This window comes from Polaromonas sp. CT11-55 (genome assembly GCF_047303325.1).
Lineage (GTDB): Bacteria > Pseudomonadota > Gammaproteobacteria > Burkholderiales > Burkholderiaceae_C > Polaromonas.
On sequence record NZ_JBKBEX010000005.1, the window covers coordinates 170,190 to 194,065 of the forward strand.

The 23,876-nt window shown below is 63.1% G+C and carries 25 protein-coding genes and 1 pseudogene; 19 read left to right on the forward strand and 7 right to left on the reverse strand.

Annotation, left to right across the window (positions count from 1 at the left end):
- The first annotated feature begins 2 nt into the window (after nucleotides 1-2).
- From ACEN8I_RS07805 to ACEN8I_RS07830, 6 genes are all read left to right on the forward strand, one after another.
- Nucleotides 3-3,251 carry an efflux RND transporter permease subunit gene (locus ACEN8I_RS07805; RefSeq protein WP_413327745.1) on the forward strand — a complete coding sequence of 1,083 codons (3,249 nt, stop codon included), beginning with the start codon at nucleotides 3-5 and terminating at the stop codon, nucleotides 3,249-3,251.
- 74 nt (nucleotides 3,252-3,325) lie between these two features.
- On the forward strand, nucleotides 3,326-4,015 hold the full coding sequence (locus ACEN8I_RS07810; RefSeq protein ID WP_413327746.1) for a protein-L-isoaspartate O-methyltransferase family protein: 690 nt from the start codon (nucleotides 3,326-3,328) through the stop codon (nucleotides 4,013-4,015).
- Nucleotides 4,016-4,070: 55 nt separating this feature from the next.
- Entirely contained in the window at nucleotides 4,071-4,427 is a 357-nt protein-coding gene (locus ACEN8I_RS07815) for a rhodanese-like domain-containing protein (RefSeq protein WP_413327747.1), read from the forward strand.
- Nucleotides 4,428-4,470: 43 nt separating this feature from the next.
- On the forward strand, nucleotides 4,471-5,829 hold the full coding sequence (locus tag ACEN8I_RS07820) for a TolC family outer membrane protein (protein WP_413327748.1): 1,359 nt from the start codon (nucleotides 4,471-4,473) through the stop codon (nucleotides 5,827-5,829).
- Nucleotides 5,830-5,895: 66 nt separating this feature from the next.
- Nucleotides 5,896-6,930, forward strand: coding sequence for a cupin-like domain-containing protein (locus ACEN8I_RS07825; RefSeq protein WP_413327749.1), 1,035 nt, complete (start codon nucleotides 5,896-5,898; stop codon nucleotides 6,928-6,930).
- Nucleotides 6,931-6,975: 45 nt separating this feature from the next.
- Entirely contained in the window at nucleotides 6,976-7,299 is a 324-nt protein-coding gene (locus ACEN8I_RS07830; protein ID WP_413327751.1) for a hypothetical protein, read from the forward strand.
- A 30-nt stretch (nucleotides 7,300-7,329) separates the two neighbouring features.
- Here ACEN8I_RS07830 and ACEN8I_RS07835 read toward each other — a convergent pair whose 3' ends face one another.
- The 3 genes from ACEN8I_RS07835 to ACEN8I_RS07845 form a co-directional block, all read right to left on the reverse strand.
- The gene (locus ACEN8I_RS07835; protein ID WP_413327752.1) at nucleotides 7,330-8,679 is read right to left on the reverse strand and encodes a 3-deoxy-D-manno-octulosonic acid transferase; all 1,350 of its coding nucleotides are present in this window, start codon (nucleotides 8,677-8,679) and stop codon (nucleotides 7,330-7,332) included.
- A complete protein-coding gene (gene waaC / locus ACEN8I_RS07840; RefSeq protein WP_413327753.1) occupies nucleotides 8,676-9,692 on the reverse strand; it encodes a lipopolysaccharide heptosyltransferase I in 1,017 nt (338 codons plus the stop codon). The genes ACEN8I_RS07835 and waaC overlap by 4 nt, the downstream gene beginning before the upstream one ends.
- An 84-nt stretch (nucleotides 9,693-9,776) precedes the next feature.
- Entirely contained in the window at nucleotides 9,777-11,162 is a 1,386-nt protein-coding gene (locus tag ACEN8I_RS07845; RefSeq protein WP_413327754.1) for a phosphomannomutase/phosphoglucomutase, read from the reverse strand.
- A 225-nt stretch (nucleotides 11,163-11,387) separates the two neighbouring features.
- On the opposite strand from ACEN8I_RS07845, the gene ACEN8I_RS07850 reads away from it, so the two are divergent.
- The 13 genes from ACEN8I_RS07850 to ACEN8I_RS07910 all read left to right on the forward strand — a co-directional run bounded on the left by ACEN8I_RS07850 (nucleotide 11,388) and on the right by ACEN8I_RS07910 (nucleotide 20,258).
- A complete protein-coding gene (locus tag ACEN8I_RS07850) occupies nucleotides 11,388-12,896 on the forward strand; it encodes a DNA-3-methyladenine glycosylase 2 family protein (RefSeq protein ID WP_413327755.1) in 1,509 nt (502 codons plus the stop codon).
- A 195-nt stretch (nucleotides 12,897-13,091) separates the two neighbouring features.
- A complete protein-coding gene (locus ACEN8I_RS07855; protein ID WP_413327757.1) occupies nucleotides 13,092-13,613 on the forward strand; it encodes a methylated-DNA--[protein]-cysteine S-methyltransferase in 522 nt (173 codons plus the stop codon).
- Nucleotides 13,610-14,560, forward strand: coding sequence for a DMT family transporter (locus ACEN8I_RS07860; protein ID WP_413327758.1), 951 nt, complete (start codon nucleotides 13,610-13,612; stop codon nucleotides 14,558-14,560). The genes ACEN8I_RS07855 and ACEN8I_RS07860 overlap by 4 nt, the downstream gene beginning before the upstream one ends.
- Nucleotides 14,557-14,727 carry a hypothetical protein gene (locus tag ACEN8I_RS07865; RefSeq protein WP_007865982.1) on the forward strand — a complete coding sequence of 57 codons (171 nt, stop codon included), beginning with the start codon at nucleotides 14,557-14,559 and terminating at the stop codon, nucleotides 14,725-14,727. The genes ACEN8I_RS07860 and ACEN8I_RS07865 overlap by 4 nt, the downstream gene beginning before the upstream one ends.
- Before the next feature lie 81 nt (nucleotides 14,728-14,808).
- Complete coding sequence (locus ACEN8I_RS07870; RefSeq protein ID WP_413327759.1) at nucleotides 14,809-16,038, forward strand: serine hydrolase domain-containing protein; 1,230 nt, start codon at nucleotides 14,809-14,811, stop codon at nucleotides 16,036-16,038.
- Nucleotides 16,039-16,110: 72 nt separating this feature from the next.
- Nucleotides 16,111-16,407 carry a hypothetical protein gene (locus ACEN8I_RS07875; RefSeq protein WP_413327760.1) on the forward strand — a complete coding sequence of 99 codons (297 nt, stop codon included), beginning with the start codon at nucleotides 16,111-16,113 and terminating at the stop codon, nucleotides 16,405-16,407.
- 99 nt (nucleotides 16,408-16,506) lie between these two features.
- Nucleotides 16,507-17,091 carry a hypothetical protein gene (locus tag ACEN8I_RS07880; protein ID WP_413327762.1) on the forward strand — a complete coding sequence of 195 codons (585 nt, stop codon included), beginning with the start codon at nucleotides 16,507-16,509 and terminating at the stop codon, nucleotides 17,089-17,091.
- 55 nt (nucleotides 17,092-17,146) lie between these two features.
- Nucleotides 17,147-17,542 (forward strand): hypothetical protein, encoded by a 396-nt coding sequence (locus tag ACEN8I_RS07885; protein ID WP_413327763.1) that lies wholly within the window; start codon nucleotides 17,147-17,149, stop codon nucleotides 17,540-17,542.
- A 107-nt stretch (nucleotides 17,543-17,649) separates the two neighbouring features.
- Nucleotides 17,650-18,057 carry a hypothetical protein gene (locus ACEN8I_RS07890; protein WP_413327764.1) on the forward strand — a complete coding sequence of 136 codons (408 nt, stop codon included), beginning with the start codon at nucleotides 17,650-17,652 and terminating at the stop codon, nucleotides 18,055-18,057.
- Between the two features lie 17 nt (nucleotides 18,058-18,074).
- Nucleotides 18,075-18,593: a hypothetical protein gene (locus ACEN8I_RS07895; RefSeq protein ID WP_413327765.1), complete on the forward strand. Its 519-nt coding sequence runs from the start codon at nucleotides 18,075-18,077 to the stop codon at nucleotides 18,591-18,593.
- A gap of 531 nt (nucleotides 18,594-19,124) precedes the next feature.
- Nucleotides 19,125-19,373 carry a hypothetical protein gene (locus ACEN8I_RS07900; RefSeq protein ID WP_413327766.1) on the forward strand — a complete coding sequence of 83 codons (249 nt, stop codon included), beginning with the start codon at nucleotides 19,125-19,127 and terminating at the stop codon, nucleotides 19,371-19,373.
- Nucleotides 19,374-19,397: 24 nt separating this feature from the next.
- The gene (locus tag ACEN8I_RS07905; RefSeq protein ID WP_413327767.1) at nucleotides 19,398-19,766 is read left to right on the forward strand and encodes a hypothetical protein; all 369 of its coding nucleotides are present in this window, start codon (nucleotides 19,398-19,400) and stop codon (nucleotides 19,764-19,766) included.
- A gap of 117 nt (nucleotides 19,767-19,883) precedes the next feature.
- The gene (locus ACEN8I_RS07910) at nucleotides 19,884-20,258 is read left to right on the forward strand and encodes a VOC family protein (protein WP_413327768.1); all 375 of its coding nucleotides are present in this window, start codon (nucleotides 19,884-19,886) and stop codon (nucleotides 20,256-20,258) included.
- A gap of 755 nt (nucleotides 20,259-21,013) precedes the next feature.
- On the opposite strand, the gene ACEN8I_RS07915 is transcribed toward ACEN8I_RS07910, so the two are convergent.
- The 4 genes and pseudogenes from ACEN8I_RS07915 to ACEN8I_RS07930 form a co-directional block, all read right to left on the reverse strand.
- The gene (locus tag ACEN8I_RS07915) at nucleotides 21,014-21,385 is read right to left on the reverse strand and encodes a hypothetical protein (RefSeq protein ID WP_413327770.1); all 372 of its coding nucleotides are present in this window, start codon (nucleotides 21,383-21,385) and stop codon (nucleotides 21,014-21,016) included.
- A 63-nt stretch (nucleotides 21,386-21,448) separates the two neighbouring features.
- The gene (locus tag ACEN8I_RS07920) at nucleotides 21,449-22,633 is read right to left on the reverse strand and encodes a S41 family peptidase (RefSeq protein WP_413327771.1); all 1,185 of its coding nucleotides are present in this window, start codon (nucleotides 22,631-22,633) and stop codon (nucleotides 21,449-21,451) included.
- 164 nt (nucleotides 22,634-22,797) lie between these two features.
- Entirely contained in the window at nucleotides 22,798-23,457 is a 660-nt protein-coding gene (locus ACEN8I_RS07925; RefSeq protein ID WP_413327772.1) for a DUF1345 domain-containing protein, read from the reverse strand.
- 46 nt (nucleotides 23,458-23,503) lie between these two features.
- A pseudogene (locus ACEN8I_RS07930) lies at nucleotides 23,504-23,826 on the reverse strand (SRPBCC family protein); the annotation flags it as partial.
- Nucleotides 23,827-23,876: the final 50 nt, after the last annotated feature.

Consider the following 23,876-nt stretch of genomic DNA (forward strand, 5'->3'; position numbering starts at 1 on the left):
GCATGTGGTTCACGCAGGTCAGCCTCAAGAATCCCGTGTTCGCCACCATGGTCATGCTGGCCATCGTGGTGCTGGGGCTGTTCTCCTACCAGCGCATGCAGGTCGACCAGTTTCCCAACATCGACTTCCCAGTGGTGGTGATCACCGCCGAATACCCGGGCGCCTCGCCCGAAATCGTTGAAAGCGAAGTCACCAAAAAAATCGAGGAAGGCGTCAACTCGATTGCCGGCATCAATGCGCTGACCTCGCGCAGCTACGAAGGCCAGTCCGTGGTGATCATGGAGTTCCAGCTCTATATCGACGGGCGCCGCGCCGCCGAGGACGTGCGCGAAAAAATCGCGGCCATCCGCCCGAGCTTTCGCGACGAGGTCAAGGAGCCGCGCGTGCTGCGCTTTGACCCGGCCAGCCGTGCCATCTGGTCGGTCGCCGTGTTGCCTCAGTCCGGCAAGGGCAAGGCCATGGATGCGGTGGAGCTGACCAACTGGGCCGACCAGGTGCTGAAAAAACGCCTGGAGAATGTGCGCGGGGCCGGCTCGGTCACCTTGGTGGGCGGCACCAAGCGCGAGATCAACGTCTACCTCAATCCGCAGGCCATGGAGTCGCTGGGCATCACGGCCGACCAGGTGGTCAACGCGGTGCGCAACGAGAACCAGGACCTGCCGGTGGGTGCCATACGCTCGCTGCAGCAGGAGCGCGTCGTCAAGATAGACGCGCGCATGAAGCGGCCCGAGGACTTCGGCAAGATCATCGTCGCGCGCAAGGGCACGGCCAGCGGCACGGCCGCGGCGGTCACCGTCGACCAGGTGGCCCGTATCGCCGACGGCGCGCAGGAACTCGACAGCCTGGCGCTCTACAACGGCCAGCGAACCCTGTTGCTGACGGTGCAAAAAGCCCAGGACGAAAACACCATCGCCGTGGTCGACGGCCTGAACAAGGCCGTGGCCGAGCTGCAGCCGCTGCTGCCCCCGGGCGCGCGGCTGGAACTCATCACCGACGGCTCGCGCCCCATACGCGTGGCCGTCGAGAACGTGCGCCGCACGCTGATCGAAGGCGCGCTGCTCACGGTGCTCATCGTCTTCCTGTTCCTCAATTCCTGGCGCTCCACCGTGATCACCGGGCTGACGCTGCCGATCTCCATCATCGGCACCTTTTTGTTCATGAATCTGTTCGGCTTCACGATCAACATGATCACGCTGATGGCGCTGTCGCTGTGCGTGGGCCTCTTGATCGACGACGCCATCGTGGTGCGCGAGAACATCGTGCGCCACGTGCAGATGGGCAAGGACCCGTACCGGGCCTCGATGGACGGCACGCAGGAAATCGGCCTGGCCGTGCTGGCCACCACCTTCTCCATCGTCGCCGTGTTCCTGCCCATCGGTTTTATGGGCGGCATCATCGGCAAGTTCTTCCACGAGTTCGGCGTGACCATCGTGGCGGCGGTGCTGATCTCCATGTTCGTGAGCTTCACGCTGGATCCCATGCTCTCCAGCGTCTGGCACGACCCGGCGATTGAAGCGCACGGCCGGCAGGGCGCGCCCGTCACCTTCTACGACAAGACCATAGGCCGCGTCACCGGCTGGTTCGACCGCGCCACCGAATCCCTGAGCGACAGCTACCAGGGCATACTGCGCTGGTCGCTGGGCCACAAGCTGGCCACGCTGGCGCTGGCGGTGCTGATTTTTGTCACCAGCATCTTCATGGTGCCGCTGCTGGGCACCGAGTTCGTGCCCAAGGCCGACTTCTCCGAGACCTCGCTGAACTTCTACACGCCGGTGGGCTCCTCGCTGGAAAACACCGAAGCCAAGGCACGCCAGGTCGAGGCCATCGTGCGCGAGTTCCCCGAAGTGAAATACACGCTGGCCACGCTCAACACCGGCAACGCCCAGGGCAAGATGTACGCCAGCGTCTATGTCCGCCTGGTGGACCGCAAGGCGCGCACGCGCAGCGTCGACGAGATGTCGGGCGTCCTGCGCGAACGGCTCAAGCAGGTGCCCGGCATCACGGTCACGCACGTCGGCCTGCTTGACGCGGTGGGCGGCAACAAGCAGGTGGAGTTTTCCCTGCAAGGTACCGACCTCAAGGAACTCGAGCGGCTCACGCGCGCCATCAGCGACAAGATACGCAACATCCCCGGCCTGGTCGACCTGGACTCCAGCGTCAAGGCCGACAAGCCGGTGATCGAGGTCGACGTGCGGCGCGACGCGGCTTCCGACCTGGGCCTGTCGGTGTCGCAGATCGCCGCCTCGCTGCGCACCCTGGTGGCCGGCCAGACGGTGGGCAACTGGCGCGCGCCCGACGACCAGACCTACGACGTCAATGTGCGCCTGGCGCCCGGCGCCCGCACCGCGCCGCAGGACCTGGAGCGCCTGCCCTTCATGAGCAGCACCATGGGCAGCAATGCCGACGGCTCCTCGCGCGTAGTGCGGCTCAACCAGGTGGCGACCGTGAAGGAATCCACCGGGCCCAACCAGATCAACCGCCGCGACATGGCGCGCGAAGTCGCCATCAACGCCAACGTCTACAAGCGCTCGGCCGGCGAGGTCTCCAACGACATCAAGGCCGTGCTCGACGACTTCAGCTTCCCGCCCGGCTACCGCTACCAGTTCAGCGGCTCCACCAAAAACATGGCCGAGTCCTTCGGCTATGCGGTCTCCGCGCTGGTCATGGCCATCCTCTTCATCTACATGATCCTGGCCAGCCAGTTCAAGAGTTTTTTGCAGCCCATGGCGCTGATGACCTCGCTGCCGCTGACCCTGATCGGCGTGGTGCTGGCGCTGCTGCTGTTCCGCTCCACGCTGTCGATGTTCTCCATCATCGGCGTGGTGATGCTGATGGGCCTGGTCACCAAGAACGCCATCCTGCTGGTCGACTTCGCCATCCGCATGCGCGCCGACCGGCTGGACGTGGACGGCCACCGCGTGCCCGGCATGGAGCGCGGCGAGGCCCTGCTGCATGCCGCCAAGGTCCGGCTGCGCCCCATCCTGATGACCACGCTGGCCATGATCTTCGGCATGGTGCCACTGGCCTTCGCCCTGACCGAAGGCTCCGAGCAGCGCGCCCCCATGGGCCAGGCCGTCATAGGCGGCGTGATCACCTCCTCGCTGCTGACCCTGGTGGTGGTGCCTGTGACCTATTGCTACCTGGACGACCTGGGCCAGTGGTTCAAGCGCAAGTTCGGCCCCAAAACCCGGGCCGCCGCCCCTGCCGAAACACCGCCCGCCCACCCCGCGCCTGTCATGGCCGGCCGCTAAAATCAAAGGTTTATCTCGTGAATCCCCTCTTCACTCCCCTTTCCTCCCCTATTTCGCCCAACCACAGGTCCGCCATGAACTACGAACAAGCCCGATTCAACATGATTGAACAGCAAATCCGCCCCTGGGAAGTGCTGGACAACCAGGTCCTTTCCCTGCTCGCCGTGGTCAAGCGCGAAGACTTCGTGCCGACCGCCCACAAGGCCCTGGCCTTTGTCGACATGGAAATCCCGCTGCCGCCCCACGCCAACCCCAGCCAGTGCATGCTCGCGCCCAAGGTCGAGGCCCGCATCCTGCAGGAGCTGGCCGTGCAAAAGCACGAAAAAGTCCTCGAAATCGGCGCCGGCTCCGGCTACATGGCCGCCCTGCTGGCGCACCGCGCGCAGCAGGTGATCACACTTGAAATCGACCCCACGCTGGCGCAGATGGCGCGCGACAACCTGCAGCGCGCCGGCGTCTACAACGCCGAAGTGCGCACCGGCGACGGCGCCGCCAAACTGGCGCAGGCCGTTGCCGGCAACGACCCGCTGCGCGGCCCCTTCGACGTCATCGTGCTCAGCGGCTCGGTCGCCGAAGTGCCGGCCTCGCTGCTGTCCCTGCTCAAGGTCGGCGGGCGCCTGAGCGCCATCGTGGGCTTTGAGCCCGTGATGCGCGCCACCCTGGTCACGCGCGTGGCCGAAGATGCCTGGCGCACCACCCAGGCCTGGGACACCGTGGCGCCGCGCCTGCTGAACTTCCCCGAACCCTCGGCCTTCAGCTTCTGAAAGCCGGCGGCAACACCGATTACGACCGATCACGACACACCTGAAAGCGCCACCCATGGTTCCCCAGCTCAATCCCGCCGACTTCAGCGCCTGGCGCGACAACGCCGGCGCGGGCGCGCCCGCCCTGCCCGTGGTGCTCGACGTGCGCGAGCCCTGGGAACTGCAGACGGCCTCGGTCAAGGAAGACGGCTTCCGGCTGGTGCATATCCCGATGCGCGAGATTCCGGCGCGCCTGCCGGAGCTGCTGGAGGCCGGCGCCGGCCATCCCATTGCCTGCCTGTGCCACCACGGCATGCGCAGCCTGCAGGTGGCCAATTATTTGATGCAAAGCGGCTTCACCGAAGTCGTCAACCTGCAGGGCGGCATCAATGCCTGGTCGCAGCAGGTGGACCGCTCCGTGCCGCTGTACTGATCCCGTTTTTATTCGCCGATCCATTCATTTCTTCAGGACTCTTATGACCACGCCCAAGAAACCGCCGGCCCGCCCGGCGATGTTGCCCCCGTCGATTGCGGCCGCCGTGGCACTGCTGGCCATGGCCCCCCTGGCGCAAGCCCAGAGTCTCGTCGAGCTGTATGAATCGGCCCGCGCCTTCGATGCCGCCTACCAGTCGGCCAAGCTGCAATACGACGCCAACCTTGCCAAGGCCGACCAGGCCCAGGCTGGCATCCTGCCGACGGCGGGCATCTCGGCCGGCGTGTCGCGCACCGCGTTTGAAAACACCGCCCCGGTGATAGACCGCAGCTTCAACACGCAAAACGCCACGCTCAACCTGTCGCAACCCCTGTACCGCCCGGCCAACTGGGCCACCTACAAGCAGGCTTCCCGGCAGGTGGACCTGGCCAAGGCCCAGCTGGAAACCGCCGACCAGGACCTGATCGTGCGCACCAGCCAGGCCTACTTCGACGTGCTGGCCGCGCAGGACACCCTGACCTTTGTGCGGGCCCAGAAAGCCGCGGTGGCCGAGCAGCTGGCCTCGGCCAAGCGCAACTTCGAGGTCGGCACCTCCACCATCACCGACACCCGCGAGGCGCAGGCCCGCTACGACCTGGTGATCGCCCAGGAACTGGCCGCCGAAAACGACCTGCGCGTCAAAAAAATCGCGCTGGACACCCTGGTCGGCAAGACCGAAACCCAGCCCAAGCCGCTGACCAGCCCGGTCGGCTTGCCGACCATCACGCCGGCCGACGTCGACACCTGGGTGTCGCAGTCCGAGCTGGTTCACCCCAGCATCCGCCAGGCGCAAAGCAATGTGGAGATCGCCGAGCTGGAGGTGGACAAGGCCGAAGCCGGCCACAAGCCCACGCTGGACGCCACGGCCAGCTACAACGTCACGCGCAACCCTTCGGGCACGGCAACCACCATCCCGCCCTTTTCCTTCCGCACCAACACCACGACGGTCGGCGTGCTGCTCAACGTGCCACTGTTCGCGGGCTTTTCCACACAGAACCGCGTGCGCGAAACCCTGTCGCTGCGCGACAAGGCCAAAAGCGACCTCGAAGGCGCGCGGCGCACCGTGGCCCAGGCCACACGCACCGCCTACTTCGGCGTGCAATCGGGCCAGGGCCAGGTCAAGGCGCTGGAGGCGGCCGAGCTCTCAAGTCAGAGCGCGCTGGACGCCAACAAGCTGGGCTATCAGGTCGGCGTGCGCATCAACATCGACGTGCTCAACTCGCAAAGCCAGCTGTTCCAGACCAAGCGCGACCTGGCCAAGGCGCGCTACGACGTGCTGCTGGGCGACCTCAAACTGCGCCAGGCCAACGGCACGCTGACACCCGAAGACCTGCAGAAGATCAACGCATTGCTGGCAAAATAGCCGCGGACACACCGCAAACCCGCATACAAGGCCCAGGCCAGGCCCTCGGCCGCACACGACAACAACATGCTGATGCCTGTCGACAACAACGCGATTCCCCTGCCCATCGAAGCCGAACGCGTGCACGATGCGCCGGTGCACGTTCCCAAAGGCCCAAGCTTCGAGCTGATCGAGGAAACCACCTGGGAAGAGCTCCAGCGCACGGGCCGCCGGCAGCCGTTTGACAAACCCGTGCTGGTCAAGGGCGGCATCCACCACTGGCCGGCCTGGAAAAAATGGTCGTTTGAATTCCTCGCCGACGTCTGCGCCGGCAAGGGTGCCGAGGTGCCCGTCAAGTTCACCGACGGCCTGGTCGAGCAAGGCGTGACCAAGGGCCGCCCCTTCCTGCCGGTTGCGCCCTACCTGCGTGAACTCGGCAAGGCGGCGCAGCGCGCGCCCGACCCCATGGCAGGCCTCTTGCCCAAGCCGGTGCGCGACGGCTACAAACCCGGCGAGCGTTTTCACCTGAACTGGGCCCACATGCAGTCGTTCAAGCCGACGACCTTGTACCTGGCGCAGTGGGACATCCTCGAGAAATACCCCGAGTTGCGCCGCGACCTGCTCATCAAGAGCCTGTGGCCCGGCCGCATGACCTGGGAATACGTCTTCATGGGCCCAGCCAACACCGTGACCGGCCTGCACAACGATTTCCCGCACAACTGGTTTGTGCAGCTGCAGGGCGTCAAGGAATTCATTCTCTTCTCGCCCGACCAGCGCCAGCACATGTGCCCGGCCGCCAAGTACGACTGGGGCGCCACGCTCAGCGACATCAACGTCTCGCGCCTGCCCGAACAGGTCCGCGAACTCGCCTCCTTCGAAAAAGCCCACGGCTACCATGCCCGCGTGGAAGCCGGCGACGCGCTGTTCATTCCCAAGCGCACCTGGCATTCCGTGGTCTCGGTGGAACCTTCCATCAGCCTGGGCATGTTCGGACTCACGCCTTACGAAGTCGCCACCGGCGGCGCCTGGGCTACGCTGCGCGACTGGGCGCACCACCTGCGCATGTATGCCTGGGGTAACTGCACCTGCCACCAGGTGCTGGACAAGCGCCAGGCACTGTGAAAGACTGGATGCACCGCACCCGTTAAGGCCCTATCGGAGACCTCCATGCGCTACCAAAGCCCCAAGCTCCTGGTCCTGAGCAAGCTGCTGCTTGCCGCCGTTGCCATCATCGCTCTTCTGGCGTTGCCGGCCAGAGAACTCGCACCGGGCGTCCCCCTGGCCGATCTGCTGCTGTATTGCACGCTGGGTGCCGCAAGCGCTCTTGTCTTGCTTGCGGTCGCCGCAGTTCTCTTGCTGCAGTTTTCGCAGTTCATCTTGCGCAGTGGCGGCACTGACCCGCAGTGGTTCTGGTTTTCGGGTGAGCCCCGTGGACTGGCCGCGCTTCGCAGTGGCCGGGCTGTCAACCGTGAGCCGCAGGACCGGCCCTAACAGGTCCGCAAACAAGCTTGTAGTGCAGGCCTACCCTGCAGGCGCCGATAAAAAACTCTCCAGCGCACCGATTGTCCTGGCCGTGGCGCCGCGATTACGGTCAGCAAAGGCCAGCCCTGCCGCCACAGCCGCGGCATGCGCGTCGGGCCTGTCCATCCACTTGCGCGCGGTGCGCACGCCCTGCTCCATGTCGACCACGCGGCGGGCCGCGCCGGCTTCCACGGCCAGCTCGGCAGCCTCGGTGAAGTTAAAGGTATGCGGGCCCATCACCACCGGGCAACCGCAGGCCGCGGCCTCGATCAGGTTCTGGCCGCCCAGGGGCGCGAAGCTGCCGCCCAGCAAGGCGACGTCGCTCATCGCGTAATACAGGGCCATCTCGCCCAGCGAATCACCGAGCCACACGTCGGCCTCCAGCGCCTCGCCGGTCAGGCCCGCATCGGACCAGCCGGAGCGGCGCGACACGCGCAGGCCGTGCTGGCGCACCAGCGCCTCCACCTCGTTAAAGCGCTGCGGGTGGCGCGGCACCAGCAAAATCCTGAAGCGGCTTCCGGTTTCCCGCGGCGGGGCGTCCGCCGTGGCATCGCTCGCCGGCGGCGCATGTTCCGACTGAGCCATGGCGGCTATCTGCTGGAGGAACTGCTCTTCCTCGCCCTCGCGCGAACTCGCGAACATCATCACCGGCAGCGCCAGCGCGCGGCGCCAGGATTTGCCTTTTTCCTGCTGGGCTTCGTCCAGCGAGGCATCAAACTTGAGGTTGCCGAACACGCCGCCGACCGCCGCGCCGGCCTGGCGAAAGCGGCGCGCATCATCGTCGGTCTGCGCATACACCGCTGACAGCGCGGCATAAGCCGGAACCGACAGCGGCGACATCCTGAGCGCCTGCTTCAGCGATTTTTCGGACAACCTGCCATTGACCAGCACCAGCGGCATGGCGCGCGCTTTCGCGGCGGCCACCAGGTTGGGCCAGATTTCGGTTTCCATCAACAGGCCCAGGCGCGGTTTGAAGTGTTCAAAAAACCGTGCCACCGCCCCGGGGCTGTCCCAAGGCTGCCAGACCTGCACGTCACCGGGCTGCAGCAAGGCCACGCCTTCGGCGCGCCCGGTAGCCGTGCCGTGCGTGAGCAGTATGCGCAGGCCGGGATGGCGTTCACGCAAGGCCTTGAGCAGCACGGCCGCCGCGCGGGTCTCGCCCAGCGAGACCGCATGCACCCAGACCAGTTCGGAACGGGTTTCGGCCGGCTGCGTGTAGCGGCCGAAGCGCTCTTCCACCGCCTCGAGATAACCGGGCTCCTGCTTTGCGCGGCGCGCCAGCTTGCGGCGCAGCAGCGGCTGCCCACACCACACCAGCAGCGAATAAAGTTTCAGGGCCAGCGCGCTCATGCGTCGACCCCGGCCGTGCCGCAGGCCAGCCAGGCCTGCCAGACGGCTTCAACATCCGGCGCAGGCTCCGCGAACACGCTGACTTGGCGGCCGCCATGGCCCAACGCGTCAGGCCCGGTGCGCCAGGCGGTGTCGAAGTTGTAGATCTGCACATGCGGCAGGTCCAGCGCGACGGCGATGTGACTCACACCGCTGTCCACGCCTATCACGCCGGCGCATTGCGCAAGTTCTGCGGCCAACTCATCCAGCGCCAGCGTGGGCGGCACCAGGGCCGAACCCGCCGCCGCACCGTTCAGCGCTGCGGCCATCGCCTCGCTGGTGGCTAGCTCCGCGGCATTGCCGTGCGGCAGCAGCAGTTGGTAGCCGGCCGTGTTCAGGCGCTGGCCCAGCGCGACCCAGTGGCTCAGCGGCCATTCCTTGTCGGCGCGCGAAGTGCCGTGGATAAAAGCGATGCGGCCCTTGGGGTAGTGCTCATGCGTCTTTGCGGGCGCCGCAGCCACTTTCAAGCCAAAGTCAGCGCCGGCCGCAAAGCGGTAGCCCAGCGCGCGCGCGGCCAGTTCGCGCGAACGCCGCACCGCATGGATGTGCGGCTCGACCGCAATCGCCACGTCGGCCACCCAGCGCGTGGGCGCTTCGTAGCCCGAGCCGTCGGTCTGGTTGGCCAGGGCATAGCGTTTGCCGCCGGGCGACAGCCGGGCCAGCCGCGCCACCAGGGCCGACTTGGTCAGGCCCTGCAGATCGATCACGGCGTCATAGGCCTCCTGCTGCAAGTCATGCTTGAAGGCACGCCAGGCCTGGCGCGTAGCCGCCGTCCAGAAGGATTTGCGCCAGCGCCGTATCTCGCAGGGAATCACACGGTGCAGGCCTTCGCTGCGCGCCAGCAAGGGGGCGAAGGACTTCTCCACCACCCAGTCAATTTGCGCATCCGGCAAGGCGGCGCGTATGTCCTGCACCACGGGCAGGGTGTGCACCACATCGCCCAGGGACGAGAGCTTGACCAGGAGAATTTTCATGAAGACAGTGAAAACGCAAAACGCTGATTTTCACCGCAGAATGCCCCCGGGCCGGGGAAACCTCAAAAAAGGCGGTTTTGGCCCCTAATGCGCCGCAGCGGCTAGGCTGGCATCAGGTTTTACGCTGCGCAGCAGAGCCAGCATGTCAGCCTCAATACGCTCCAGCGCCTGCTGGGTGTGGCCTTCAAAACGCAGCACCAGCACCGGCGTGGTGTTGGAGGCGCGTATCAGGCCAAAACCGTCGGGCCAGTCCACGCGCACGCCATCAATTGTGGAAATCTTGGCCGGTGCCGCGAATTTCGCGGACTTGATCAGCGCTTCCACCACTGCATGCGGCTCGCCTTCCTTGCAGGCCACATTGAGTTCTGGCGTGCTGAAGCTGGTGGGCAGGGCATTGAGCACGATGCCGGCATCGGGCACGCGGCTGAGAATCTCAAGCAGGCGGGCGCCGGCATAGGTGCCGTCGTCAAAACCGTACCAGCGCTCCTTGAAGAAGATATGGCCGCTCATCTCGCCGCCCAGCGGCGAATTGACTTCCTTCATCCTGGCCTTGATCAGCGAATGGCCGGTCTTGTACATCATGGGCACGCCGCCGGCGGCCTCGATCTCAGGCGCCAGGCGCTGCGAGCATTTCACGTCGAACAAGATGGTGGCGCCCGGCTCGCGCGAGAGCACGTCGCGCGCGAACAGCATCATCTGCCGGTCGGGGTAGATGTTCTGGCCGTCCTTGGTCACGATGCCCAGCCGGTCGCCGTCGCCGTCAAAGGCCAGGCCCAGTTCGGCGTCGCCGCTTTGCAGGGCCTTGATCAGGTCCTGCAGGTTCTCAGGCTTGCTCGGGTCCGGGTGGTGGTTGGGAAAGTTGCCGTCCACTTCGCTGAAGAGCTCGGTGACTTCACAGCCCAGCGCGCGGAAGATCGCAGGGGCCGAGGCGCCGGCAATGCCGTTGCCCGAATCGACAACGATTTTCATGGGGCGCTCCAGCTTGATGCCGGAGACGATGCGCTCGCGGTAGGCCGTTCCCACATCGACCTGGCGTATGCCGCCGCCCTGCGCGGGCAGCACCCAGTCCTCGCCTTCGATGACGCGGCGCAGCGCCTGGATGTCCTCACCGTAGATCGCGCGGCCGGCCAGCACCATCTTGAAGCCGTTGTAGTCCTTGGGGTTATGGCTGCCGGTGACCTGTATGCCCGAGCCGGCCAGCGTGCTGGCGGCGAAGTACAGCATGGGCGTGGTCACCATGCCCACATCGATCACGTCAATGCCCGTGGCGGCCAGGCCGCGCATCAGCGCCGCGCTCAGCGAGGGCCCGCTGAGCCGGCCGTCGCGGCCCACGGCCACGGCTTTTTCGCCCTCGGCCAGTGCCGCCATGCCAAAAGCCTTGCCCAGGGCCTCGGCCATCGTTTCATGGATGGTGGACGGCACAACGCCGCGTATGTCATAGGCCTTGAAGATGGACGGGTTGATTTGCATCGGAGGCGGTTCCTGGAGAGTACGGGAATGGTTCGAAAGCGCATTCATTGTAGGTGGCGGCCCCGCCGCTTCCTGTAGGCGGCAGCCGTTTCCGGCCAGTCCGTTCAGACTATTGCGGGGTGCCCCAAAACGCCGAAAACCCGTCTAAAAGCAGGCCCATTGCGGGCCCAGGGACATGTCCGAAAACGGCCAGTCAAAACCAGCCCGCGGCGTATCATTTCTTCCATGGACCGCGACAACACCCCTCTAGCCGACAACGACTGCTATCTCGCCCTGAAGGCGCGCGATGCGCGTTTTGACGGCAGCTTTTTCACCGGCGTGACTTCCACCGGCATTTATTGCCGGCCGGTCTGCAGCGTGAAAACCCCCAAGCGCGAGAACTGCCGTTTCTTCCACCATGCGGCGCAGGCCGAGAACGCCGGCTTTCGCCCCTGCCTGCGCTGCCGGCCCGAACTGGCGCCGCACTCGGTGGTGTGGTCCATCCAGGATGCCTCCTACATCCTCGCGCACCAGGCGGCCCGCCTGCTGGACGAGCCCGAAGTCTGGGCCGGTGAAGCGCCCTCGGTCGACAAACTCGCGGCGCGCCTGGGCGTGAGCGACCGCCATGTAAGGCGCATCTTCGAGGCGCAGTTCGGCGTCTCGCCCATGCAGTATTTGCAAACGCACAGGCTGCACACCGCCAAGCAGTTGCTGGCCGACACCGACCTGCCCATCACGCAGATCGCGCTGATCAGCGGCTTTGCCAGCGTGCGACGCTTCAACGCGGCTTTTGTCGAGCACTACAAACTCAACCCCACGCAGCTGCGGCGCCAGGGGGCCGAGCGCAGCGGCAAGGTCGGCGAAGGCGCGACCATACGGCTTGGCTACCGCCCGCCCTATGACGTGCAGGCCATGCTGGCTTTTTTCAGCAAGCGCTGCATCAGCGCCATCGAATTCATCGATGCCGACGCAGCGCAGCCCTGCCTGGGCCGGACCTTGAGCATCGAGTCCGGCGGCAAACAACACACCGGCTGGCTGCTCGCGAGCTTTGAGGAAGAACGTTCGCGCCTGGTACTGCGCGTGAGCGACTCGTTGCGCGAAGTGCTGCCCCTGGTGATACGCCGCGTGCGCACCACCTTCGACCTGGACGCCGACCCGACGGCCATCAACAGCGTGCTGCATGGCGCGTTTCCCGACGGCGACGGCCTGCGCGTGCCGGGTGCGCTGGACGGCTATGAGCTCGCGGTGCGCGCCGTGCTGGGCCAGCAGATCACCGTGGCCGCCGCGCGCACCCTGGCCCAGCGCATGGTGGACCGTTTCGGCGAGCCGGTGGAAACGCCCTGGCCCAAGTTGACGCGGCTCTTCCCCACCCCCGCCGTGCTGGCCGCCGCCAGCGGCGACGCGCTGGGGCAGCTGGGCATCGTCAAGCAGCGCCAGGCAGCCATTGTTGGCATCGCCCAGGCGGTGGCCGACAAGCGCCTGCAGCTGCACAGCGGCGCCGACGTGAGCGCCACACTGGCCACGCTGAAAGATTTGCCCGGCATAGGCGACTGGACCGCGCAGTACATCGCCATGCGCGCGCTGCGCTGGCCCGATGCCTTCCCGGCGGGCGACGTGGCACTGCACAAGGCCCTGGGCGTGCAGGACCTGAAGAACCCGGCACGCGAAGCGGAACTCGCTTCAACGGCCTGGAAACCCTGGCGTAGCTATGCGGTGATACGCGCCTGGAGCGGCACGCTGGAACGCCCCGGCTGACGGCGATTCATGCGTGAGCGGAATGAATGCGGCGCCTCGATTTCATTGGACGGTTCAGCGCCCCGGCGCGAACATCGCCGGTGGATGATCGAGCCGACCTTTGCCCGCGAAACAACAAGCCAGCCAAAGCCGCCTTTTAGGGCTCAAAAAGACCTGATAAGGCAGACACTCGAAACCATTCAAAAGGTGAACAAGATGAAATTCGACAACTCCATCGTCCAGACGACCTTTCACAGCCCCCTGGGGGAAATGATCATCGCCGCCACCGACAAAGGCCTGGCCGGCGTCTGGTTTGCCGGCCAGCGGCATTTGCCGCCGCAGCTCGTGAAGCCCTATGTGTGGCGCGAAGACCCCGAGCACCCGGTGCTCAGGCAAGCCATCACGCAGCTGACGGAATACTATGCCGGCACCCGCACGACCTTCGACCTGCCGCTGGACCTGGGCCATGGCACGGCCTTCCAGCAATCAGTGTGGCAGGCCTTGCTGGCCATTCCGCAAGGCGGCACCCTGAGCTACGGTCAGGTCAGCCAGCGCATAGGCAAACCCGAGGCGGTGCGCGCCGTGGGCGCGGCAGTCGGCCGCAACCCGCTCAGCGTGATCGTGCCCTGCCACCGCGTGCTGGGCTCCGACGGTTCGCTCACCGGTTATGCCGGCGGGCTGCACCGCAAGACCGCCTTGCTTAAACTCGAAGGCGCACTTCAGGAGAACATGCTGTGAGTTCCAGTCCTTCAGGCATCGCCGCGCCCCTGGGCGCGGCCGCCGCCCGACCCAAGAGCTGGGTCGCCGACTTCGTGATGCTGGCCGCCATCTGGGGCTCATCCTTTCTGTTCATGCGCATCAGCACGGTGGAGTTCGGCCCGCTGCCCACCGCCGCCGTGCGCGTGGCCATCGCCGCGCTCTTCCTGCTGCCCATCGTGTGGCTGCGCGGCCTGTTGCCAGCTCTGAGGAAAAACTGGAAAAAGATTTTTTTCATCGGCGTGCTCAATTCGGGCATTCCCTTTGCCTGTTTTTCCTTCGCGCTGCTGTCCATCACCACGGGCCTCTCGGCCATCCTCAATGCCACCGTGCCCATGTTCGGCGCGCTGATCGCCTGGCTCTGGCTCAAGGACAAACCCAATGGCTCGCGCATCCTGGGCCTCATCGTCGGTTTTGCCGGCGTCGCCATGCTGGCCTGGGACAAAGCCACCTTCAAGCCCGATGCCTCCGGCGTGGCGCCCGGCTGGGCCGTGCTCGCCTGCCTGTTTGCCTGCCTGTGCTACGGCATCTCGGCCAGCTACACCAAGCGCTACCTCTCGGGCATGCCGCCCCTGGTCACGGCCGCCGGCAGCCAGATAGGCGCGACCCTGGGCCTGGCTCTGCCCGCCGCCTGGCTGTGGCCCGCGCAAATGCCGGGCGCACACGCCTGGCTGGCACTGCTGGCCGTGGGCGTGGTTTGCACCGGCCTGGCCTATATCCTGTTCTTTCGCCTGATTGAAAACGCCGGCCCGCCGCGCGCGCTCTCGGTCACCTTCCTGGTGCCGGTGTTCGCCGTGATCTATGGCGTGATCTTCCTCGGCGAGCATGTGACAGCCTGGATGGTGGTCTGCGCCGTGGTGATTGTGATTGGCACCGCGCTCTCGACCGGCTTGCTCAAGCTGGGCCGCAAGGCCCCGACACAGGGATGACTTCGGCCCGCAAGGCCAAGCTCAAGATCAAGCTGGCCGTGCCCAAACCGCGCAACCCGCTGGTAGCGCCCGCGGCGCAGCGCAAAGCGGGCTCGCACCGGAAATCCGAAGCGAGCCTGCGCAAGAAGGAAAAGATGGCGCTCAAAAAGCAGCTGTTTCAGCTGTAATACGCAGTCATACGCGTGTCGCCCAAGCTGGGTGAGAATCAGGGCTCCATCAACCTGGTTCACACAACAAGGGCGACTCACATGCTGCAGTTCCATGCTTCCGGCCAGGCCGGGCGCGCTACCACTTCCATGGCTTCAACAACGGGCTTGCGCGCCCTGCTCACTGGCATCTACCTGATCGCCTCCGCAGGTAGCGCGCAGGCCCAGGACTCGCTCGATGCGATGGTCAGCGCGGAAGCAAAGGAAGCCGGCTTTCCCGCACTGGCCGCCGCGGTGGTCAGCAAGGGCACACTGATGGCCGTGGGCACAGGCGGCACGCGCCGTGTCGGCACCAGCATTCCCGTCACACACCAGGACCGCTTTCACATAGGTTCGGACACCAAGGCCATGACATCCTTGCTGGCCGCCATGATGGTGGAGGCCGGCAAGCTGCGCTGGGACAGCACGTTTGAGCAGGTGTTTCCCGAACTGGCCGCCGGCATGGATGCCGGTGTCAAACGCGTCACGCTGACCCAACTGCTGTCGCACACCAGCGGCCTACCCTCCGACAACGCGGACTTTGACGCGCTGCTCGCCAAGGTGGTCTTCCAGCCCGGTAACCTCAACGACCAACGCTACTGGATGGTCAAGCAGACCGTCACCAAGCCCCTGGCCCGCGAGCCCGGCGCGTCATTCGCCTACTCCAATCTCGGCTACACCATGGCCGGCGCCATGATTGAGCGCGTGGGCGAGAAGTCGTGGGAAGAACTGATCTTTGACCGCGTCTTCACGCCGCTGCAACTCACCAGCGCCGGCATAGGCCCGCAAGCCACCCTGGGCCGCATAGACGCACCGCTGGGCCACGCCGTGGTCGACGGCAAGCTCAAGGCCATGATTGGTGGGCCCGAAGCCGACAACCCCCTGGTCATCAGCCCGGCCGGCACCGCCCACATGTCGGTGCTGGACTTTGTGCAGTGGGGCAGCTGGATGGCAGGGCAAGGCAAGCGCGCGCCCTTCCTGGTCAAACCAGAAACGATGAAGAAGCTCGTCACCCCCGTGGTCTCCATGTCGGCCGCTTCAACCTCATCCACCACGGTGGCGGGCGCAGCGCAGTACGCGCTGGGCTGGGGCTCCACCAAAATGGCCTGGACGCCCTACCCCGTCGCTTTCCATGGCGGCTCCAACAATATGAACAAGGCCTATATCTGGGTCGACACCGAACGCGACGCGGCTATCGTCGTCATGGCCAACGTGGCGACGCCCAATACCGACGACGTGATGCAGAAGCTGGCCGGCAAGCTGTATGAGCGCTATGTGAGCCCGGCGAAATAAAAATCTTGCGGAATCCTTTTCGTTAGGTCTCAAGTGTCGAAGCAACGTCAACGTCATCTTGGCCGACAGCCCATGGAGGAGTCAATCCGCCTGGCGCTGGTGGAGTTAGTCGCTGCCGCGGGTGAAGTCGATGTCCAGCGCATGCGTTACGACTGGAGGGAAGACGACGTTCTTATCCAGCTCCATCTGCACAAGCCGATTTCAAGTTCTGCGCTGCTGCATTTCCGGCGTGAAATTGCAGCTATCTTTCGAAAAATCATGACTGCTAGCGACCCACTTCAGGAATGGCTTGTGGTCATTGATCACGCCAGTGAGGAAATCGGACGGGTCTCGCCCTCTACCAATTTGGACGATATCGCGCATGACTGAGAAGCGAAGAACTAGCCGCACAATTAACACGTACGCACGAGTGTGTCCGCTCCCTTCGGTCGCACCTGGCCCTTACCTACCATCTACCTTAGCCTGCCCATGAACACATTTCAGCCCGAGGACTACTACGAAGACTGCTCGTTCCATCCTTGTCTCTGCGTCAAGGTGGATGGAAAGGATGGAATCAGTGGCATTTCCCTCATCGATGGGTCATCGCCGCGATCATGTAGCATCGTCCGTTGTGGTGTGCGGAAGCTGACGCTCGACGAAGTGATGCTCTGGAAACAGAAGGGACCGCAGAATGCTGACCATCCCTGGGTACCACTGCCGGACAAGCAGTGGTGGTGGCCGCGCCCCATCGAGGGACTCAATCCCGCCGCCGCACTGGAGTTCCTCTTCGAGTCATCCTTGAACTACCTGCGCAGTTTTGCAAAATCCCAGCTGGGAAATGAGATAGTTGGCTGGTATGCAGCTTCGGGTCACTTTAATGATCGCGGCCTCGGCTCGCCTGCTGAAGCTTCCTACCAAGTGCGAGGCTCGGCCGCGCGCGGCAGCGTTCGGGTCGAAGCCGTGAAGGAAGGTCGGCTCTGGCCCATTCAGAGAATTCATCTCACGCTCGAAGGGCAGAATGAGTCGTTCGTCTTCGAAGGAGAGTCAGTGAGGGGATGCGGCCGCACAGGTTAAGGCGACAATCGACATGGGCCCATCCAACCCGAGGCGCAACTAAGTGGAAATGACAATGACACGTCGCTATTTATTCATTACCGCCGTGGCGCTCCTGGTCATCACAGGTATTGCCGGAGCGTATGTAGCCGGCATTCACATCGGCAGGGGCCAGGCCAAGGACGCGTATGGCCAGATGCTTGCATCAGTTCAAGCGGACCTGGGCCTCACAAAATTGCAGCGCTTGCGTGAGCTTGAAGGTGAACTTTCCCGTGGGTGCACGAAAGAGACACTCGCAAAGCTGCGGATAGACATTGATTCCCAACTTTATGTTCTTGCTTCGCTCTATCAGGATCAGAGGGGTACTTGGGTCATGAACGATCTCGCCAAAAGAGATCCGGCGATCCTGGATCAATTGAAGACCTTTAAGCCGCAACAAGACTTCTGGACGGAGCCGAAATGCATCTTATGAAACGTACGCCGCCTAATTAGCCGTCCAAGTCGAAGGTCTGCGGCCCCGCCTGACCATTTCAAGGATATATTTCCGGGACTCAATACCTACACATCACGGAGGAAGGCATGAGCGACACAATTTGGGTGCGCAGAAAGTCCAGAGTCGGCACCGATGATTCAGGCGACGACTACGACCACTCGCTGTTTTGCAAGGCTTCTGAAGCATTAGATGAACTCGCCAGAAGCCTGGGTGTGCGCGCGCTTTCGGACTTCATCGACACCACCGACATGCAGTACAACTTTTCCGAGGACGATCTCCCTGAGTCGTGGATCGCCGAGAACGAAAAGTGGTTTGCACCCGCCGATGCCTTGCCTTCACTCACCAAAATCGTCGAGCGTTTGAAGTCAGGCGAAGTCAAAGGCATCAAGGAAAAGCTGCGCCCCGAACTCATTGAGGAACTGGAAGACTGCCTGGCCAAAGTCTCCGAGGCCGGGAAAGAGGCGGACCAGTTCCATTTTTGCCTGGTGATGTGAGGCCTGCGGTGCCACCCATGCCGCCCTACTCGCCGCCACCCCTGCTTGAGCCGTCCCTGCGCGCCTTGCAGGACTATATGCACCGCTTCTACCCGGACCGCGCCCACAGCGATCCCATACCGATGGATTTCTGGTCAGTCGCCGACGACGATCTGTTCCTCGAGATCCTGAGCTACATGCCCCTGCACATCAGCGAAGAAGCGCAGACCAGGATCACCGAGTGGCCTGTCGCCTTTCAACTCGCATTTCCCATCTTCTGGCTTGAAGACGACTATGAGTTCAACGGCTGGACCGCATTGACGAATGCGGGAGAGGAGCTTCTTCAGCGCGCGGTGGATGCTTACGAGCACATCGGCATGCACGCCGAAGCACAAGCCCTCGCCAAGGCATTGGTATCGGTTCGTAAAGCACCTGCGGATGAAGAGGCCGCCGAGCGAGCGTACAAGTCCGTGCCGAATCCGTATGCGGATGATGAGGCCAAGTTCAAGGAGCTGCTGCGCTTCTTTCGTGGGAATCCGGGGCTTTGGCAGGGATGAATCCGGAATCCCCCACCCCACCAAAGCGCCGCTCATGGCTGGCCTTGCTCGTCGGAGCATTCGCCCTTGCCGCGCTTTTTTTCGCATCCATCGTGGCGGAGCCGGTTCTGACGGCCTTGGCGCCGGAACCGATGGCGGCGCAGCCTCGCGACCCCGCCAGCGGTTGGGCCAACAACGGGGTCTGGCTAGTTTCCATCGGCGTTTGCTGTCTCGCGCTACTGGCCATCGGGTATGCCGCGAAGCGCTTGAGCCCGGCACGCTCGTGGCTTGCGCCGAACACCTTATTCGGAGTTGTAGTCGCCTATTGGTTCTTCGCCCAGCTTCCGGCCACACAATCTCACTTGCGAATAGCCCTGTGGTCAATAGCACTGCCGGCGAGTTTGGCGATCGGCGCATGGCTTGCCTCCCGGAAGCAAAATGCTGCCTGATCCACAGCCGATCTAACGTCCCCAGGTCGTTTCCGTCATCAAGCGCCTGCGGAATCGCCTGAGTACCTCGACAAGAAACTGCAGAAATCGTGAAGACTATTCAATGAGTACTTTCCTGATCCGCGCGGGCTGCGTACTGGCACTCATTGGGGCCTTGCTGTTGTCTGGTGCCGAAGACCTTCTACCGCTTGAACTTTGGGCCTGGATGCATGGAATTCCTGCTGACGGCCAGTATTTCAGGGCCGGTCCGGTGGAAGGTCACCACTTCGTTGAGTTCATTATTCTTGGTGTTGGCGTTGCATTTGTAGCGGCCGGTTGGATTTTGCGCCGGAGGCGAAATGCAGATGCTTAGGACGGCGTTCGAGACTGCTGCCTTATGAGTACCAACGCAATGAAAGCATCACCAGCACACTGGCTGGTAGGCAAGCGGCACTCAGATCGCGAGCGGACGATCCACGAGTGGGGTGATTTCCCACCAGGCTCCGCCGACTTTCAAAGATTGGTTCAACGCGACCTCGGAAAACTGTTCATCAGCTACGACGGCAATACCTCCACAACGACCTTCGAAGAGACAGGTACCTCAAGTCCTTACAAAGTCTTGTGGTGCTCAAATGATTCCGTCTTTCTGGTCCTCGATTCTGGCGAGGAAGAGTCAGGCCAGCACATCCACTTTCAGTCCCCCACTGTCTATTGGGTTCACACTGGGCGTTTTATTGAATTCTTCAGCAAAGTCAATGAGAACTGACAGCTTGCCTGCAAGATTACCCAGACTCACACTGAGGGGCCAAAGCATGCATGAAAGACAGCGAATTCATCATTGAGCAATCCCCTGGCGACAAGCTGGTGCATTTCAGGAGAACCCATGTTTGACCACGTCAAATTCGGAGTCAGCGACTATGCGGCGAGCAAGGCCTTCTTCCTCAAGGCACTTGAGCCGCTCGGCGTAGCGGTTGCCTCGGAGGGGCCGCCGGCCTACGGTGTTGAGCTGAGCTCAAAGGCCAAGGCTTCTTTGTGCCTGTTCCAGACCGCAGAGAAGCCGGCGCATCTTCACCTGGCGTTCATCGCCAGCAATCGCCGGCAGGTCGAGGATTTCTATCGCGCGGCGCTGGAGGCGGGCGGCAAGGACAATGGCGCGCCCGGCCTGCGTCCCCACTACCATGCGAACTACTATGCGGCTTTTGTGATTGGCCCCGACGGGCACAACATCGAGGTGGTTTGCCACGAATCCGAGGCCTGAACGCCGGGCACATGCTACTTGCATATCCAGCAAACGCTTGCGAGCACACGGTAGAGAAACCAGAGCCCTAGAAATACAGCGGCGGCGACTATCAAGAGGCACCCGGTGGCCCCTGAGGCGGTGAAAATCTGCTCTTTATGTTTCGGATCGCGAGATGCGTAACGCGCCCTGTTGCATGTATGGCAGGCAGAAGCTCCCAAGCTATTAAAAGCTCCACATGTCTTGCATTCCCAGTCGCTCATTACCGCCTAACGTAGAAATCACCGGACCACCAACACTTGCAGGGAAACCGCCTCCTGCCGCTGTAAGCCCGTGTCGATTGACCAGTTAGAACGAGCATTCCCTGTACGCTGCATCACTCATGATTTGCACCTATCGAAACAGTTCCCCAGGATAGGCGTCCTGCGTCTGAAACCATGCGGTCCCATCCTGGACATCAATAAAGCGGCACAAGATCTTCACCATCCCACTTGGGCCCTCCGCACTCCAGGGCGACCTAAGAAATAGCTCGTCCGGCAGGAGCCGCTCTCCTTCATTATCAAGGTACCACTCATCCTCCTCTTCGAGAAGACTCTGCAATTCGATTCGTTGCTCATCGTTGAGCAATAGCTGTCCACGCAGGTGGTCGCCCGAATCGTATTCGAAGTCAAATGAATGCAGTAAGTAGAAGACTCTCATGAGCATGGTCTAACATTCGATGTAAGGGCGGCCCGCCTGCAGGACGCCCCTGACGGAGGGGCAAGGTACCGCCAGCATTACTGCCAGAGCTTCCACCATGGCTTGGTGGCTAAACGTAGAGCCGGTGGGGAGGCCTCATCAAGCTTCGGATACGTGAAGTTGACTTTATATGACCAGGAATCATCCTCGCGAAAAACGTGGATCACCGCAACCGTCCACCAATCGCCCGATTGCCGCATGAGAACGTAGAGATCTTCACAGAGCTGGCGCAGTGCCCCGCTGATCTGAGCTTTCTCTTCATTCTTTTCGTTCTTAAGCGCGTAGTTCATGTAGGAGCCGTCGCATTCAATTGTGAGACGTCCCTCATTCCAGCTCTCAGGGGAGCAAGCTATCGCCTCTTTGACCAAAGACAGAAGCGGATCGATATAGCGATCAAGTTTATCGGTCACGTGTTGTTCCTTGGGGCCTCTGAACGACCTCCCATGAACGCATGAACACCTCTTCTCCCCATCTCATGACGGCGCACGAAGCCAGCCGACCGCCTTGCTCAAACCGGGATCCTGGTCCGTCCCTGCATCTTCCAGCCGCTGGAGGTCCGGAGCCTGCAGGTCCGGCTCCAGGCCATTGCCTTGCAACTGCCGGCCACCTGGCGTTTTGTAAAACGCGGTGGTCAGCTTGATCGCCGCATCTTTCGACAACGGCCTGATCGTCTGAATCGTTCCCCGGCCAAAAGTCTTGCTTCCCATCAATTTGGCGCGGTTGTTGTCTCTCAGTGCCGCGGCGATGATCTCCGCGCCGGACGCAGTACCGGCATTGACAAGCACCAGCAGCGGTACGGACTTCATGGCTTCAGGCCATTCGTCGCGTTTTGCATAGCTGCTTTTCAGAATTTCGTCCCTGTTTGCCGTCCAGGCTTTATTCGATTCAGGCAAGCGGCCCTCTGTGCTCGCGACCGGCGCATCCGGGGGCAAGAACATCGCCGCCAGTTCGATCGATGACAGCAGCAGCCCGCCGGGAGAGTTTCTCAAGTCGAGTACAAGGCCACGCAGGGGGCCGGGGGTCTGAAGCTTGCGAAACTCCGCGCGCGCATCAGCGGCCGTGTTGTCATTGACGCTGGGAATGCGCAGGTACCCGATGTCAAACGGCGCCCGCCGTGAAGATACCCGCCTGAGATAAGTTGGCTCTCTCACCAGCGTAAGCGAACGGTTCTCCATCTCGCCCGGGCGCCGGATGGCCAGGCTGACTGTTGTGCCGGGTTTTCCTCGCAGCCTTTTTAAGGCGTCTTGGACCTCGCTCTCTTCCATGGAATGGCCATCGATCTCCACGATGTAGTCCTTGGGGCGGAGCCCGGCTCGAGATGCGGGTGATCCTTCAAGGGCTGAGACCACAGTGGGCAAACCCGCACGAACGACTATCTCGACACCAATGCCGACAACATCTTTGGAAGGCCCTCGCTGGAAGTCCTCGAACTCCTCTTTGTCCAGGTAGGCGGATGGTGCATCCAGTTTGTTCAGCATGCCCTTCATGCAGGAGGCCAGGACTGCAGTGCCTTCCACGGGCTTTACATAGTCCGTCTGGATCATTCCGTAGATGGCGGCGACCTTTTTCAACTCATCCAGCACTTCAGGACTGAGCTTCTGCGCTTGGGCCAGGGCGGGATTCATCGAGATCCCCCAAAGGCCAATAAGCAGAAGCAACGATGCTCGACCGTGGTGAGAAAAAAACATCTTTTAAGAACTCCGCTAAAGGTATGCAGCAAGCTTATGGCTATTGCGCCCGCAAGATCTGCAAGGCGATTCTAGGCGGCCAGCATGGTGGCCGCCTCCTCAATATGGACTAGCGCGAAGCAAGCAGCCGATTCCTACTGCAACGCCCCCGCCACCACATTGATGCTGAGCGCCAGGACCAGCATGTTGAAGCCGAAGGACAGCACGCTGTGCACCAGCGTGAGCCGGCGCATCTCGCGCGAGGTGACCTGCACGTCGGAGACCTGCGAGGTCATGCCGACCACGTGGGCGTAGTACAGGAAGTCGAAGTAATCCGGGTCCAGCCCGCCAGGGAAACACAGGCCGGGCCCGTCCGGTTCGTTGAGTTTTTCTTCCTGGTAGTAGCGGTGCGCGTAACGGAAGGCGTAAATCGTCTGGATGAACAGCCAGGAGGCGGCCAGCGCCGCAACGGACAGCAGGATGTGCAGCGTGCGCTCCAGGCCCGACAGGTCTTTGGCCTGCTGCATTACGACCGTGATGGCCGCGACGCAGGCCATGGTGGCCAGCAGCATCAGCAAAAACAGCACCACACTGGGTTCGTCCTGCGCCTGCGCGCGTTCGCGTGTGCGCTGGGCGTCAAAGCGCACGCACAGCCACCAGGCCAGGCCCAGGTAAACGCTGATGCCGGCGCACCAGCCCAGCAGGCCGCAAAACTGCCAGCCCAGGGGCAAAGGCAGCGCCGCGACGATGAGCCCGGCAACCAGCCCCAGGGTGAGCCGCTGCAGGCCGGTGGTCTCGGAAAGATGTTTGCGCATGGCTGCATTGTGGGGCCGGTGGCCCTCCGGCTTCAAGCCCGTGGCATCAGGCCGGGCAATCAGCGCCCATGGTGCGCCGGTACCATTCGTGGAAATGCCGCATGCCGTCTTCCAGCGGCGACTGGTAGGGCCCGGTGTCAGATACGCCGCGCGCCAGCAGCGCGCGCCGGCCGGCGTCCATGCGTTCGCCGATCTCGTCGTCTTCCCTGGCGGTTTCCATGTAGGCGGCGCGGTGCGCCTCCATGACCTCCGGCTCGAAGGCGGCGATCTCTTCGGGTAATAAAACTCCACCACGTTGACCGTTTCCTGCGGCCCCTTGGGATAGAGCGTGGACAGCACCAGCACGTGCGGGTAGAGCTCGATCATGTTAGGAAGACCGGCCGCGAACACCCGAGTTCGGCCCCAAGCAGGCCCAGAAC